General features: G+C 38.7%; 11 protein-coding genes and 1 tRNA gene. 8 read left to right on the top strand and 4 right to left on the bottom strand.

The window, feature by feature from the left end; translation table 11 throughout:
* Positions 1 to 52: 52 nt before the first annotated feature.
* Entirely contained in the window at positions 53 to 1,360 is a 1,308-nt protein-coding gene (locus tag Q0X66_RS03095) for an amino acid permease (protein WP_297703062.1), read from the top strand.
* Positions 1,339 to 2,238 (top strand): dimethylarginine dimethylaminohydrolase family protein, encoded by a 900-nt coding sequence (locus Q0X66_RS03100; protein WP_297703064.1) that lies wholly within the window; start codon positions 1,339 to 1,341, stop codon positions 2,236 to 2,238. The genes Q0X66_RS03095 and Q0X66_RS03100 overlap by 22 nt, the downstream gene beginning before the upstream one ends.
* A gap of 3 nt (positions 2,239 to 2,241) precedes the next feature.
* Here Q0X66_RS03100 and Q0X66_RS03105 read toward each other — a convergent pair whose 3' ends face one another.
* The 4 genes from Q0X66_RS03105 to Q0X66_RS03120 all read right to left on the bottom strand — a co-directional run bounded on the left by Q0X66_RS03105 (position 2,242) and on the right by Q0X66_RS03120 (position 5,927).
* Complete coding sequence (locus Q0X66_RS03105) at positions 2,242 to 2,955, bottom strand: methyltransferase (protein WP_297703066.1); 714 nt, start codon at positions 2,953 to 2,955, stop codon at positions 2,242 to 2,244.
* Positions 2,952 to 4,385: a sulfatase gene (locus tag Q0X66_RS03110; RefSeq protein ID WP_297703068.1), complete on the bottom strand. Its 1,434-nt coding sequence runs from the start codon at positions 4,383 to 4,385 to the stop codon at positions 2,952 to 2,954. Before Q0X66_RS03110 ends, Q0X66_RS03105 begins: the two co-directional genes overlap by 4 nt.
* 221 nt (positions 4,386 to 4,606) lie before the next feature.
* The gene (gene rimM / locus Q0X66_RS03115; protein WP_297703070.1) at positions 4,607 to 5,134 is read right to left on the bottom strand and encodes a ribosome maturation factor RimM; all 528 of its coding nucleotides are present in this window, start codon (positions 5,132 to 5,134) and stop codon (positions 4,607 to 4,609) included.
* 13 nt (positions 5,135 to 5,147) lie between these two features.
* Positions 5,148 to 5,927: a 30S ribosomal protein S16 gene (locus tag Q0X66_RS03120; RefSeq protein WP_297703072.1), complete on the bottom strand. Its 780-nt coding sequence runs from the start codon at positions 5,925 to 5,927 to the stop codon at positions 5,148 to 5,150.
* 222 nt (positions 5,928 to 6,149) lie between these two features.
* On the opposite strand from Q0X66_RS03120, the gene dnaE reads away from it, so the two are divergent.
* The 6 genes from dnaE (at position 6,150) to Q0X66_RS03150 (ending at position 14,420) form a co-directional block, all read left to right on the top strand.
* Positions 6,150 to 10,529 carry a DNA polymerase III subunit alpha gene (gene dnaE, locus Q0X66_RS03125; RefSeq protein ID WP_297703074.1) on the top strand — a complete coding sequence of 1,460 codons (4,380 nt, stop codon included), beginning with the start codon at positions 6,150 to 6,152 and terminating at the stop codon, positions 10,527 to 10,529.
* Positions 10,530 to 10,629: 100 nt separating this feature from the next.
* A complete protein-coding gene (trxA, locus tag Q0X66_RS03130) occupies positions 10,630 to 10,947 on the top strand; it encodes a thioredoxin (RefSeq protein WP_297703076.1) in 318 nt (105 codons plus the stop codon).
* Positions 10,948 to 11,017: 70 nt separating this feature from the next.
* The gene (locus Q0X66_RS03135; RefSeq protein WP_297703078.1) at positions 11,018 to 11,947 is read left to right on the top strand and encodes a DUF58 domain-containing protein; all 930 of its coding nucleotides are present in this window, start codon (positions 11,018 to 11,020) and stop codon (positions 11,945 to 11,947) included.
* Positions 11,948 to 12,024: 77 nt separating this feature from the next.
* On the top strand, positions 12,025 to 12,357 hold the full coding sequence (locus tag Q0X66_RS03140) for a GIY-YIG nuclease family protein (protein ID WP_297703080.1): 333 nt from the start codon (positions 12,025 to 12,027) through the stop codon (positions 12,355 to 12,357).
* Positions 12,335 to 12,408 (top strand) — tRNA-Asp (locus tag Q0X66_RS03145). Before Q0X66_RS03140 ends, Q0X66_RS03145 begins: the two co-directional genes overlap by 23 nt.
* Positions 12,409 to 12,986: 578 nt before the next feature.
* Positions 12,987 to 14,420: a glycosyltransferase family 4 protein gene (locus tag Q0X66_RS03150; protein ID WP_297703082.1), complete on the top strand. Its 1,434-nt coding sequence runs from the start codon at positions 12,987 to 12,989 to the stop codon at positions 14,418 to 14,420.
* The last annotated feature ends 247 nt before the right edge of the window (positions 14,421 to 14,667 follow it).

The raw sequence follows: 14,667 nt of genomic DNA on the forward strand, positions 1-14,667 counted from the left end.
TGGTTATGCTTCTAATTTACGTAATAAATTAAACTCCCGTAAAACATTTTATATGAATTCAAAACCTCAAAAAATTGGTTTGATTACAGCTACTTCGCTTGTCATAGGAAATATGATTGGAGCTGGCATATTTCTCATTCCGGCATCACTAGCTGGTTTTGGAAGTATAAGCCTAGTGGCTTGGGTTTTCACAGCAATGGGAGCATTGGTATTGGCAAAAATATTTAGCAATATGAGCAAGATTTTTATCAATAAAAGTGGGGGGCCTTATTTCTATTCAAAAGCTGGGTTTGGCGATTTTATAGGGTTCTTGGTAGCCTGGGGTTATTGGATTGCCATCTGGGTAAGTAACGCCGCTATTGTAATTGCTATCATTGGTGCTTTAAGTCATTTTTTTCCGGTATTGGACACCAATCCAGTAATTGCCGTTTCGGTGGGGTTGGTGATGATTTGGTTGTTGACCTGGATCAATTCAAAAGGGATGAAATCTTCAGGAAAAATACAAGTGATTACAACCGTTCTTAAATTACTACCCTTGATTTTTGTTATAATTGTTGGGATTTTCTTTTTTGACATAAATAATTTTCCATCTTTTAATTTAACGGGGGAATCAAGTTGGACTGCAATTTCAAGTGCTGCTGCAATTACCTTATTTGCGTTTTTGGGTATTGAAAGTGCCTCGATTCCTGCAGGAAATATTGAAAATCCGGAAAAAACAATTCCAAAGGCAACGATGCTAGGAACCATCATTGTCACATTGGTTTATTTATTGAGCTCTGTTGTTTTGTTTGGAATTATACCTGTTGATGAATTGGCTAGTTCACCAAAACCTTTTGCAGATGCAGGTCAAATAATTGGGGGGGATTTTGCAGGATACTTCATTGCTGCGGGGGCAGCCATTTCCGGCATAGGATGTCTAAATGGTTGGATTCTACTCTCAGGACAATTGCCTATGGCAACAGCACAAGATAATATGTTTCCAAGAATCTTTAAACGGGAAAACAGTTCTGGAGCTCCTTATATTGGGTTATTGATCGGAAGTAGTTTAACATCCCTGTTGGTGCTCATGAACCTTTCTGATGGACTAGTAAAAGCTTTTACTTTTTTATTGAACATTACCGTTTTCACAGCACTAGTTCCATATTTATTCGTTGCGGCAGCATACATAATTGTGCTGATCGAAAAGAATTTACATTTCAACAATGCGGTTAAAACTTTTACATTGGGAACTTTGGGGGGGACATATTCTATATGGGCTATTTTTGGCTCAGGGTCAGTTACCGTTTTTTATGGTTTTCTATTACTATTGGTAGGAATTCCATTCTATGTGTTGATGAAATGGAACAAACGCGAGAAATAACGATGCAGACTTCTCATTCAGAATATTTAAAGCTAGAAACAGTTTACCTGAAATCTGTCCGCAACGGATTTGTTTCAGATAAGGTTTTAGCCGAACAATGGCAGGAATTAAATTATATATCAAAACCTAAATTTGATGAATGCATAAGTGAATATGAAAAATTTGAAACATTACTATTAAACAATTATACGGAAGTAAAACACTTTCCTAAAGATTCTAACACGAAGATTGATTCTATTTATTGTCGAGATGCGTCAATTGCTACTGATTTTGGAATGATCATCTGTTCAATGGGAAAAGAGGGAAGAAGATTGGAGCCTGAGGCGCAACATAGAATATTTAAAGCCAATGATATTCCGGTTTTAGGGACAATTAAAGCCCCTGGAACGCTTGAGGGAGGTGATGTAGCCTGGTTAGACAAAAATACTTTGGCCGTTGGGCATACCTACCGTACTAATTCATCTGGAATTGCACAACTAAAAGAACTGCTGGCCCCATATAAAATTGAAGTAGTGGTGGCGGAACTTCCGCATTATAAAGGCGCTACAGATGTCTTTCATTTAATGTCTATATTAAGTCCGGTAGATAAAGATCTGGCAGTCATTTATTCCCCGCTGATGCCCATTTCATTCAGAAATGAATTGCTGCATCGTGGATTTAGTTTTGTTGAGGTGCCTGAACATGAATTTAAATCTATGGGTTGCAATGTGCTGGCCGTTGCACCAAGGCAATGCATAATGGTAGCGGGAAATCCTTATACCGAAAATGCTTTACGCAGTGAAGGATGTACTGTCTTTACTTATGAGGGGAAGGAAATCAGTAATAAAGGTGGAGGTGGCCCTACATGCCTTACCCGGCCAATCCACAGAAAGGATTAAACCTCACATCTTCAGATAGAAATCTTTCGTCAGATTAATATAATCTTCAGTATACTCGTGTCTTGACTTTTCGATAATCAGTTCATTTATCAAAACCTCGGAATTATTAAAATGGAATTCCATAAGGCTTCTCTTAACTTCTGAATCCGGATTGCCTTTTACACGCATTAAACGCGCAGGATAAAGTCCGTGTTTTAAAGCTTCTTTGAGTACATTCTTTTCTTCTTTATAAGGAATTACCAGGGTAAAAATGCCATTCTCGGAGAGCAACTCAGACACTCCTTTTAAAAGAAGATTAAAAGGAAGGGACCTATTCTGCCGGGCCAGGTCCCTTGCACTATCCCCGCTGGAAACTTCTTCAGAATAAAAAGGGGGATTAGAAATTATAAGATCATATTTATCATCTACTTCATCGAGGAATTCATCAAGAGAGGCATGGTAACAAAAAAGACGGTCTGCCCAGGGTGAAGCTTCGAAGTTCTCCACACATTGTTCAAAAGCATCCCCATCTATTTCAATGGCATCTATGGGTTCTGAATAACATCTTTGAGCCAGCATTAACCCAATGATGCCTGTACCGGTACCAATATCCAAAATTGATTCGGGTGAATTAGAGATGTTAGACCAGGCTCCCAATAAAACACCATCTGTGCCTATCTTCATGGCGCAGCGATCCTGGTAAATGGTGAATTGTTTAAATTTAAATGGTTTTCTCATTCAATGGTACCTGCCAGTCTGTTTTCTGTTCCTTCTATTTCCTTCAGTGAATCTCCTAATTTTTTTCGCATAGAATCTGCCAGCCGTTTTATTTTTTCCACAACCTCCGGATATTCCGCGGCTACATTTGCGGTTTCGCCTAAGTCCTCGGAAAGATTATAAAGTTCAATTTCTTTTAAGTCTAAATGCACATAATTTCCGGAAAGACCATCCTTACCTGGCTGCTGACCTTCCATAGTTCTGTAATTATGTGGGAAATAAAGTTTCCATTTACCGTATCTCACGCCGTGAAGTTCGTTCACCCTGTAATAAAAATAATAAGCCTCCTGTGGACTCTCTTTTCTATCTCCGCTAAGTAATTTCCAAACACTTTTACCGTCAATAACAATTTCAGGTAATTCCGAACCCGTTATTTCGGCCAGCGTAGGCAGGATATCAATGGCCATTACTGGGGTGTCAATATTCCGGCCTCCTTTTAATCCCTTTGGGTATCTTATTATAAATGGCTCTCTATGGCCGCCTTCCCATGCTGTGCCTTTACCTTCACGAAATGGTAAAGCACTACCCGCATGATTCCCATATGATAGCCAGGGACCATTATCCGAAGTAAAAATTACAATTGTATTTTCATCTAAATTATTGGCTTTTAAGGCATTCAAAATCTGCCCTACAGACCAGTCGATCTCCATAATGACGTCGCCATATAATCCTCTGCCCGACTTTCCCCTGAACTTATCCGAGACAAACAAGGGCACATGGGGTTGTGGGTGGGGTACATAAAGAAAGAAGGGACGATCCTTATTCCTGTTTATAAAATCTACGCTTCGCTGGGTAATTTGCGTGGTTAATTGAGACTGGTTGGTTAAAGTGTCAACAACGTTTTCATTCTCATATAAAGGCAAAGGTCCAAAATTAAATAGAGGACCCTGTTGCGGGTGAAAAGGCCACATATCGTTGGAATACGGAATTCCAAAATACTCATCAAAACCGTGTTTGGTTGGTAAAAAATCCGGATGATCCCCTAAATGCCATTTCCCAAAAATGCCGGTGTTATATCCATTTTTTTTGAGCATTTCTGCGATGGTGGTTTCAGAAGGATGCAGTCCAATTTTACTATCAGGCATAAATGCATTGTGAATCCCGATACGATTAGGATAACAACCCGTTAATAACCCGGCCCTCGAGGCTGAGCAAACCGCCTGGGCAGCATAAAAACTACTTAATTTTATACCTTCCCTGGCCATCCGATCCAGGTGAGGCGTATAGATATCATCAGCTCCGAATACGCCGACGTCCTGATAGCCCTGATCATCAGTAAAAATTAAGATTACATTAGGGGGTTTCACCTCCTTTGAAGCAACCTCTTCTGTTTTATTTTTACAGCTGGCAATAAGAAGGATCAGGATACAAAAGGAAAGGCTACGATACATTAATAAAGCGAATTTTTCTAAATTCTGTTTTGTATAGTTTTACTAAATACTTGTAAATTGGGCTTAATATAATTAATTTTCATTCACCAGGAATGGTATTATCAGTTTGTTCTAAATCTACATGCGGATTAAAATGTCTACATATCTTTTGATGATGTACCCGCGAATTTTATCTGAATAACACAAACTGCAAATTTGGAAGTCGGTGCCGAAATCCCCTGCTAATTGAAATATAGCTCTACTAATCCTTCAGGGGTTGTTACATAAAGGGTTTTATTAGGCCTGTCTACTTTGTCAATGATATTGTCAGTAACCGGGATCAGCAATTGCTTATCATCCTTTTCTATTTCAAAAAGAGCTTGGGAAACAGCGTCATTTACTCCTGTAATAACCCCAATATCTCCATGTTGTTTATCTATAACCGTAAACCCTATAATTTCGTGGTAATAGAATTTATTTCCGGAAAGTTTGGGTAGAAATTTCAAAGGCAAATATAAATGAGACCCTATGATCCGGTTGGCATCTGTCTCACTGGAAATTTCTTCAAATCGAATACGTAGCAGATTCGATTTATGAAGGTAACACTTTTCAATAAAAAATGGAACCAGATTGTTTCCTAATGAAACAAAAACTGATTCCATGTTTTCGTATATCCCGGGCTCATCGGTATCGAGTTTTACAAGTACCTCACCCTTAAAACTATGTTTTGAAACGATTTTGCCCAGGTAGAAACAATCTTCCTTTTGCATCTCGTTCTAAAAATTATTTTTTCTTATCAGAAGCAGCGGGCTTTTCTTCCGTGTCCCCTTCTGCAGCAGCATCTTCTGCTTTGGCGGTAGCGGCCTCTTTGGCTACTTCTTCTTCAGGAGCACCCTCTTTGGCAACTTCTTCTTCAGCAACAGCAGGAGCTTCCTCCACAACTTCTTCGGCAACAGGTGCAGCTTCCTCTACTACTTCTTCAGCAACAGCTACTTCCGCTTCAGGCTCTTCAGTAACAGCACTAGCTTTTTCAGTTGCTTCTGTTTCAGCTCCAGCCTCCTCAGTTACAACAATAGCCTCTTCAGTTATTTCTGCTTCAACATCTTCATTTAATGCTTCTTCAGCAGCTAAAGCTCGTTTTTCGTTTACTTCTTTTTCAGCTTCTAACGCTTTAGCTTTTGCTTCAGCCTTTTCTTTATCTAATCCCGCCTCTTTTTTGGCAATAGTTTTTGTTTTTTCCTCAACCCAGGCATTGAATTTTGCTTCTGCTTGTTCTTCAGTTAAAGCACCTTTGCGAACACCACCTAATAAGTGATGCTTGTATAAAACACCTTTATAAGATAAAATTCTTCTGGCTGTATCTGAAGGTTGAGCTCCGTTTACAAGCCATTGAACAGCATTATCAATGTTTAATTCAATGGTAGCAGGATTGGTGTTTGGGTTGTAGCTCCCTAACTTTTCAAGAAACTTGCCATCTCTTTTTGAGCGTGCATCCGCTGCTACTACCCAATAATATGGTTTTCCTTTTTTTCCGTGTCTTTGTAATCTAATTCTAACTGGCATATCACATTAATTTTGTAGGGTGCCCGACCCTCGATTATTAATTCTATAATTATTCTCCTCTAAAAGGGCTGCAAATATACACTATTTTAATAAATACCCAATAACAAACAGCAAATTTACACAAGGGTTAATCAACGTTGATAACTACTAACAAATACACTTTCTCAAAAGGACGTATTTAGTTATTTTTAGCTACTTTTTTTACGCCGAAACAAAACTAATATGTACCTCATTTTTGATACTGAAACTACTGGTCTGCCAAGGAAGTGGAATGCTCCGGTAAGTGATACCGATAATTGGCCTCGTTGTGTTCAAATTGCATGGCAATTGCACGATGCACTTGGAAGTTTATTAGACCGGCAGGAATACCTGATTCAGCCTGAAGGCTTCAATATTCCCTATGATGCTGAAAAAATTCATGGCATTTCCACCGAATTAGCCCAGGAGAATGGACTTCCTTTGGCCGAAGTATTGGATAAGTTTAATGACGCCCTTACTAAAACCAAATTTGTAGTCGGTCAGAATGTTGGTTTTGATATTAATATTATGGGGGCTGAATTTTATCGGGCAGATCTAAAAACGCTGTTAGGGGAATTGCCCGTTCTGGATACATGTACGGAACATACGGCCACACTCTGTGCACTTCCGGGAGGGCGTGGTGGTAAATTTAAGCTTCCTACCCTTACTGAACTTCATCAATATTTGTTTAAGACTCCCTTTACAGAAGCGCACAATGCCACAGCAGATGTGGAAGCAACTACGCGTTGTTTTCTGGAACTAATAAGAAGAAAGCAATACACTAAAAAACAATTAGATGTACAACCAGATTATTTTGAAAAATTTACAGAAGCCAACCCACAGGAAATTCAATTAATAGGTTTAAAACATATCAACTTAAAGAAGTCTTCTGAAAAAATAGCCAAACATCTGAAAACTTTAGATATAATAGATGTTTCCGAGGAGGACCTGAGCCAAAATATAAAGTCACTTGAAGATGCTGAATTTATACATCTGCATAACCACTCCCAGTTTTCGGTGCTGCAGTCTACCATTAAAATAAAGAATCTTGTAGCAAGTGCTGCAGAAAACAAGATGTCTGCCGTAGCAATGACAGATCATGCCAATATGATGGGAGCTTTTCATTTTGTTAAAGAGGTTAAGGCCCACAATAAAATGGTAGAAGAAACTACGGCTACGGAAAATGGAAAACCAAGCCCGGGTAATTACATAAAACCCATTATTGGTTGCGAATTTTTTGTTTGTGATGACCATTCCAATAAGAACGTCAAGGATCATGGGTATCAGATGGTGTTGCTGGCTAAAAATAAAAACGGCTATCACAATCTGGCAAAAATGTCTTCTATTGCTTACACCGAGGGATTTTACTATGTTCCCAGAATTGATAAAAAAATTATAACCCAATTCAAGGACGATATTATTGTCCTCAGCGGAAACCTTTATGGCGAAGTAGCTTCCAAAATTTTAAATATTGGTGAAAATCAGGCTGAGGAGTCCTTACTTTGGTGGAAATCTGTTTTTAAAGATGACTTCTATCTTGAAATAATGAGGCATGGTCAGGAAGATGAAGAAAGAGCTAATAAAGTATTGGTTGAATTTGCCAAAAAACATCAGGTAAAATTAGTAGCCACCAACAATACTTATTATTGTGCAAAGGAGGATGCAAATGCACACGATATTTTGCTATGTGTAAAGGATGGAGAAAAACAAGCCACCCCTATTGGCAGGGGTCGTGGTTACAGATACGGCCTGCCCAACCAGGAGTACTACTTTAAGAGCGGTGCTGAGATGAAGGAATTGTTTAAAGACCTTCCTGAATCTATTTTGAATATTCAGGAAATAGTAAACAAAATTGAGCCTTTTGAACTGGCAAGGGATGTACTCTTACCCGAATTTGAAATTCCTGTCGAATTTAAGATTAAAGAGGATGAAGCAGATAGTGGGAAACGCGGTGAAAATGCTTACCTCAGACATCTTACTTATGAAGGGGCCAAAAAAAGATATGACGAAATTACAGATGAAATAAGGGAGCGCATTGATTTTGAATTAACAACTGTAGAGAACTCTGGCTATCCCGGCTATTTTTTGATCGTAGAGGATTTTATCAGGGAAGCAAGAAATATGGACGTTTCTGTAGGCCCGGGAAGAGGGTCTGCCGCTGGTTCTGTCGTAGCCTATTGTCTTTGGATAACCAATATTGACCCTCTAAAATACGACCTCCTGTTTGAGCGTTTCCTAAACCCTGACAGAGTTTCAATGCCCGATATTGACATTGACTTTGATGATGAAGGCCGGGGAAGAGTTATGGATTATGTCATCAATAAATATGGTGCTAATCAGGTAGCTCAGATTATCACTTATGGTACAATGGCTGCAAAATCCTCTATCAGAGATACTGCAAGAGTTCTTGACCTGCCCTTAAATGATGCGGACCGGATTGCGAAATTGATTCCCAATATGTCCAAATTGAGTAAAATATTTGGTCTTCCGGAGGCTGATCTTAAAAAACGGTTTCGGTCAGATGAATTGGAAAAAGTGAATAGTCTGCTCAATATTTCCGAAGGGGACGACCTGGAGGCGCAGACGGTAAATATGGCCAGAGTATTGGAAGGGTCTTTGCGAAATACAGGTATCCATGCCTGTGGGGTTATTATTACTCCGGATGATATAACCAATTTTGTTCCAGTTGCTACAGCCAAGGATTCTGACCTTTATGTGACACAGTTCGATAATTCTGTAGTCGAGAATGCAGGCTTATTGAAAATGGATTTTCTGGGTCTGAAAACCTTAACTCTAATTAAGGATACCGTTAAAATTGTAAAAGCCAAACACGGTATTCAACTAGATCCGGATGAATTTCCCCTGGATGATACAGCCACATATGAGCTATTTCAGCGGGGGGACACAGTTGGGATCTTTCAATATGAATCTGTGGGAATGCAGAAACACCTGAAAGATCTGAAGCCCTCTGTATTTGATGACCTAATAGCCATGAATGCGCTCTACCGTCCTGGTCCAATGGAATACATCCCCAGTTTTATAGCGCGGAAGAATGGCGAGGAGGAAATTGCCTATGACCTCCCGGTTATGGAGGAAAACCTTAAAGAAACCTACGGAATAACCGTTTATCAGGAACAGGTGATGTTATTATCACAAAAGCTTGCTGGGTTTTCTAAAGGCGACGCCGATGTTCTTAGAAAAGCAATGGGTAAAAAAATATTTGCCCTGCTTCAAAAACTTAAGCCACAGTTCCTTGACGGGGGCGAAAAAAATGGCCATCCAAGAGAAATTTTGGAGAAGATCTGGAAAGACTGGGAAGCTTTTGCTTCCTATGCATTTAATAAAAGTCATTCTACATGCTATGCGTATATCGCATATCAAACGGCTTATTTAAAAGCACATTATCCCGCAGAATATATGGCTGCCGTGTTGTCTAACAACATGAACGACATTAAGCAGGTTACTTTTTTTATGGAGGAATGTAAACGAATGGGGTTGGAAGTTCTGGGTCCTGATGTAAACGAATCCTATTACAAATTTGCGGTAAATAAGGACAATGCGGTTCGTTTTGGTATGGGTGCTATAAAAGGGGTAGGACGTTCAGCTGTAGAGACGATTGTTGAAACCCGTAAAGAGAATGGGCCCTATAAATCGGTATTTGATTTAACCAAACGTATAGATTTAAGAGCAGCCAATAAAAAAGCCTTTGAAAACCTTGCTCTGGCCGGTGGTTTCGATTCATTTGGAGACACACACAGAGCACAATATTTTCACAAGGAAGGAGATGGTAGCACCTTCCTTGAAATGGTTATAAAATACGGTTCAAAATTTCAGGAAAGCGAAAACTCATCTCAGGTAAGCTTGTTTGGTGACACCAGTGAAGTGCAGATTCCGGAACCTGAAGTACCTCCCTGTGCGGAATGGGGTACTATGGAAAAACTGAGAAGAGAAAAAGAAGTGGTTGGAATTTATATCTCCGGGCATCCGCTGGATGATTTCAGATCAGAGATTAATGCCTTTTGCAATGCCAATGTTTCTTTCTTTAATAACTTGGAAGACCACGTAAACAGGGAGCTTTCCTTTGCCGGAGTTATTACGGATGTTCAACACAGAGTATCTAAAAATGGTAAGGGATGGGCCTTATTTACCATGGAGGATTATACAGACACTTTTGAGTTTCGCATTTTTGGAGAAGAATATTTAAAATTCCGACACTTTTTTATGATTAATTCGTTTGTATTTGTAAAAGTATTTGTCCGCGAAGGATGGACAAACCGCGAAACCGGCAAAAAAGGAGATGCACGGCTGCAGTTTGTCAATTTTATGTTGTTGCAGGAAACTATGGAAAACTTTGCTAAAAAATTGACGATAAAATTGAATATTGACCAACTCAAAGAAGAAACTATTAGCGAACTAAAAGATACTCTTATCTCCTATAAAGGGAAGCATCCGCTAAATTTTGTTATTTACGAAATGAAGGAAGAAATTAAAGTTAACCTGTCCAGCAGAAAACAAAAAGTTGAGATCACCAGTGAACTATTGCACACTTTGGAAGAAAAGGACGTGCACTATAAATTAAATTAAATAAGCTTTTTCGATAGGGAAATAAGAAAAAGGAATACTATTGGAGTAATGAACAAGTAGAATAATTGACTAAATTTGCGTAATTATAAACAAAAACGATATGGCTTTAGAGATAACTGATGCTACTTTTGACGAAGTAGTTTTAAAAAGTGATAAACCCGTAGTGGTTGATTTTTGGGCTGCATGGTGCGGTCCATGTAGAATGGTAGGACCTATTATAGATGAGGTAAGTACTGAATATGAAGGTAAGGCCGTAGTAGGAAAAGTTGATGTGGATACCAATCAGGAATTTGCCGCAAAATACGGAGTGCGAAATATTCCAACGGTTCTTGTATTTAAGGATGGTGAAATTGTTACCAGACAGGTTGGAGTATCTCCAAAAAAAGTATATACCGATGCAATAGAAGCCGTTCTTTAATTAAAAAAGAGACTTCTATTTTAAAAAAGGTTTAGCATTTGCTAAACCTTTTTTAGTTTATCTTGGTCTTATGGATTTGCGGTCAGAATTAAATAGAGCCCCTTTATTTCAAAACCTTGAATTATTGGCGAAGCAGATAGTGGAAGGCTTTATCAGCGGAATCCATAAAAGCCCCTTTCACGGTTTTTCTGCAGAATTTGCTGAGCATAAAATTTATAATACCGGAGAGAGCACAAAGCACATAGATTGGAAATTGTTTGCAAAGACAGACAAGCTTTATACAAAGAGATATGAAGAAGAAACCAATCTGAGATGTCATATGATATTGGACAATTCGGCTTCTATGTATTATCCGGAATTGCAGAAACTTTCCATAGATCATTTAAATAAAATTGGTTTTGCCGTTCTTGCTATTGCAGCCTTAATGAACATTCTTAAAAAGCAGCGGGATGCCGTGGGTCTAAGTCTTTTCTCGGATAGTTATAGCTTTTACGCCTCTGAGAAAGGGAGTGAAAGACATCATCAGATGTTATTGTCTAAACTCAGTGAAATAAGCCTGGATAAAAAGCCTGCCAGGCAAACAGAGATCTATACCTATTTACATCAGATTGCAGAGAAGATAAAAAGGCGAAGTCTTGTTTTTCTTTTTACAGACATGTTCCAGACTGCGACTTCAGATGAAAAGCTTTTTGAAGCCCTGCGGCATTTAAAATACAACAAACATGAAGTAGTCTTATTCCATTTGCTGGATAATGAAACCGAGTTGCATTTTAACTTTGAGAATACTCCCAAAAGATTTATTGATGTAGAAACAGGAAGCCATATTGATCTTTATGCAGATACTGTTAAAGAGGCCTACGAGATTGGGTTTGGTGAATACCTGACTGACTTAAAACTAAAATGTGCACAGTATCGAATAAAATATGTTGAGGTAGATATCAGGGAACCCTTTACCAAGGTGTTGAATACTTTCATGATAGAGCGACAGAATTTTTTATAGCACAAACGGAATTTTAAAAAAAATTGTTTGTGGAATTCATTTAGCAACGTATATTTGCACACGCTAAACGCTACGGTTTGGTAGTTCAGTTGGTTATCCCGAGTACTCGGGACTGCCTGTCGCAAGGCAAACACGTTCTTAGAAGTATGTTTTTTGTATATATGATTGAAAGTGCCGTAGATAACTCTTTTTATATTGGTCAAACTAAAGATTTGATAAAAAGAGTGCAATATCATAATGAAGGCCTTTCTAAATACACTTCAAAGAAAATACCATGGAAATTGGTGTATACTGAAGAGTTCAATACAAGAACCGAAGCAATAAAGAGAGAACGATTTTTAAAAAATCAAAAAAATCGTACTTTTTATAAACGCTTAATACAAAATTGGTCTGGTAGTTCAGTTGGTTAGAATACCTGCCTGTCACGCAGGGGGTCGCGAGTTCGAGTCTCGTCCAGACCGCATAGAAGCAGAGCCCTTCACGAAAGTGAGGGGCTTTTTCATTTCGCAGTGCGAAAGCTTGCTTTCAAGTACGTAGAAATGGAGAAGTACCACTGTTTGCGAAGCAGACAGGAGGGCTCGGGCACACTTCTCTACAGGACCATATCCAGGCCGATTTCCGAGTAAGCGAGGAAATCAATCTCGTCCAGACCGCATAGAAGCAGAGCCCTTCACGAAAGTGAGGGGCTTTTTTAGTTGCGAAACGTAAAAGTTTACTTTTTAAGTGAAGGAACTAAAAAAGTACCAGCCAACGCAGTTGGCGAAGGGCTTGACTCTATCCCCTTAGAGAAGGTGGGCGGCGGTCTTTACAAAGCTAATTTTTTAACCCTCGATTCGCATAAATTAGTTTTTTTCAATAATTTATAGGCTCCAGAAATTTATTTTGATTACTTTTTGGCAAGAATTAATAGTTAATGGTTTAGGACTAGTGATTATTTAAAAGAGGGCAAAGAACATAAAACTATAGAACAACATCTTCTTAACAATTCAAATTTCACCGTGCAAACATATTTTATAAAGTAATATTCAAACCTGCATTTATGAATGAAGAACCCAAAGTAAAAGGTAAAACCCACTCTTCCAAAAATTATGTGATCTTTCAGTTGGGTTCCTATCCCTGGCAATCTCCAGAGGAAGCAACCTCGGGATCCGGAATATTGCACGAGGCTCAACACGAAGTTTTTAATACCATGGATGGTGTAGCCAGTTATTCAATATTTCCTTCTGGTTTTGCCCGTCAAAAAAACAAAGACCTGAACCGGAATGATGTCAGGATCTACGAAATGGATTCTGAAGTGCCCGAATATAGCCATCCCGATGGGCACCGTTGGGGCGGCGTAAGTGATGACTATGTAAATAAATTTATTTCTGATAATGTAAAACTTGTTTATGAATACATGTTGGAAATTGAAAACAACTTTGAAGCGGGTTCTGAGATCCAACTCTTTGTAGCTCATCACATCTGCATTAACAGTATTATCGCGAAAAAGGTAATGGAAAAGAGAGCTGAAAACGGCTATTCGGTACCTCCGATTGTCATCTTTTTACATGGCACCGCTATGATAATGATGGAAAACGAATTGCGGGAAACCTCGCTCATTAGTTCTGGCCAACTGGAACCTTCCAACAGGAAATGGCCATCCTCATTCCATAAACAACTCACCGATTTGAAGGTGTTTGAGGATTGTAACAAACCTGGTAATGCAAATCTTGCCTATGCCATTTCGGAAGAGAATATGGACGTATTTTCCAATTTATTCCCACAGTTTGACAAGAAAAAGTTCATTTTGGCAAATCCAGGTTTTAATAATTGTTTTATTCCCCGTCCCCATGTTAAATTGGAAGATGTTTTAAAAGAAGCAAAGCTAAAGCACCTTGGTTTGACTAAAGAAAATACCTTTGCTATTAGAACAGATTACAAACACATGATTGTTTTTGTGGGACAATTTGTAGGTTGGAAGCGAATTGATGCTGTATTACGTGCTGCCAGTATCTGGGAGGAGGAATTTGGTGACGAACTTCTTACCTTGATTATTGGAAAACAAAAAAAGGAATACAATATTGAATTGCAGAATTTAAATGATAGCCTCGGAAACAAGAATACCTTTTTTGTAGGACCGTTGATGCAGCCGGAATTGGCCAAATTATTCGCTGCTGCAAGTGTTTGCACTTTTCCATCTAAAGCAGAACCGTTTGGAATGGTGTTAATAGAGGCTTTGGCATGCGGTGTTCCTGTAATTGGTGCTGATTCTGGTGGACCAAGGGATTTTATGACTGAAGAAGTGGGTTATTTAGTGCCTGAAAGTGATGACATACATATCTTTAGTAAAAATCTGGCAGATGCAGTTATCAAAGCTATTAAAGAAGACTGGAAAACAAAGATGCACGAAAAGTGTATTGAAGTAGCCGCACCATTTTCTAATTTACTAAAAACAAAAAAACTATTAAGCGACACCCAAAATCTTCTGGGTTGATCTTTACGAGCAGGGTTTTAAACAATGATACGTTGCTTACTGTTCTTAGCATTCAAGTTATATTAAAATAAAAAAAGGTGGTTTAAGTAAAAAAGAACTTATTGATTAACTTTAGAGTCCCGATAGCTCCTTCTCCATAGTATTACGAAGGAGAAGCTATCGGGATGGTCTAGGGCTTTTCAGAGGAGCCATTATTGTAAGCTGTTCTTTAAATTCCTTTTTATTTGTGTAAGTCGGATTCTTTCTA

This window comes from uncultured Eudoraea sp. (assembly GCF_947260015.1).
Classification (GTDB): domain Bacteria; phylum Bacteroidota; class Bacteroidia; order Flavobacteriales; family Flavobacteriaceae; genus Eudoraea.

Coding starts and splice junctions, on each gene's coding strand:
- Q0X66_RS03135 (WP_297703078.1), top strand. CDS start 11,018: ATGGATTTGCGGTCAGAATTAAATAGAGCCCCTTTATTTCAAAACCTT.
- dnaE (WP_297703074.1), top strand. CDS start 6,150: ATGTACCTCATTTTTGATACTGAAACTACTGGTCTGCCAAGGAAGTGG.
- rimM (WP_297703070.1), bottom strand. CDS start 5,134: ATGCAAAAGGAAGATTGTTTCTACCTGGGCAAAATCGTTTCAAAACAT.
- Q0X66_RS03120 (WP_297703072.1), bottom strand. CDS start 5,927: ATGCCAGTTAGAATTAGATTACAAAGACACGGAAAAAAAGGAAAACCA.
- Q0X66_RS03100 (WP_297703064.1), top strand. CDS start 1,339: ATGGAACAAACGCGAGAAATAACGATGCAGACTTCTCATTCAGAATAT.
- trxA (WP_297703076.1), top strand. CDS start 10,630: ATGGCTTTAGAGATAACTGATGCTACTTTTGACGAAGTAGTTTTAAAA.
- Q0X66_RS03110 (WP_297703068.1), bottom strand. CDS start 4,385: ATGTATCGTAGCCTTTCCTTTTGTATCCTGATCCTTCTTATTGCCAGC.
- Q0X66_RS03105 (WP_297703066.1), bottom strand. CDS start 2,955: ATGAGAAAACCATTTAAATTTAAACAATTCACCATTTACCAGGATCGC.
- Q0X66_RS03150 (WP_297703082.1), top strand. CDS start 12,987: ATGAATGAAGAACCCAAAGTAAAAGGTAAAACCCACTCTTCCAAAAAT.
- Q0X66_RS03095 (WP_297703062.1), top strand. CDS start 53: ATGAATTCAAAACCTCAAAAAATTGGTTTGATTACAGCTACTTCGCTT.